Annotated in this window: 1 protein-coding gene; it reads right to left on the reverse strand. The window is 53.3% G+C overall.

What is annotated here, in order from left to right; genetic code table 11:
* A partial coding sequence (locus B7449_RS17945) for a transposase (protein WP_148431418.1) occupies positions 1–185 on the reverse strand: 185 nt, incomplete at its 3' end.
* Between the last annotated feature and the right edge of the window lie 59 nt (positions 186–244).

The following is a 244-nucleotide window of genomic DNA, read 5'->3' on the forward strand; positions in this document are numbered from 1 at the left end:
GCGGCAATCCACCAGGGACCAAACTCAGATGGCAGGGCGCGCCATTTTGCACCGTTTTGATGGCGCCAGAAAATCGCGGATATCGTCCGTCGAAGGTTTTTCGGTGGGGTCTTTCCCTTCGGACGGACTTCTTCGATCAAAGGCTCCCAGACGGACCAGGCGGCATCAGAAAAGACAGACTGCATCATGCTCATCATAAACAGCTATGCAGTCCGTTCTGTTATTCAAGACCTAACAGGCCCTA

Origin of the sequence: Komagataeibacter intermedius TF2 (genome assembly GCF_000964425.1) — a bacterium.
GTDB classification, from domain to species: domain Bacteria; phylum Pseudomonadota; class Alphaproteobacteria; order Acetobacterales; family Acetobacteraceae; genus Komagataeibacter; species Komagataeibacter intermedius.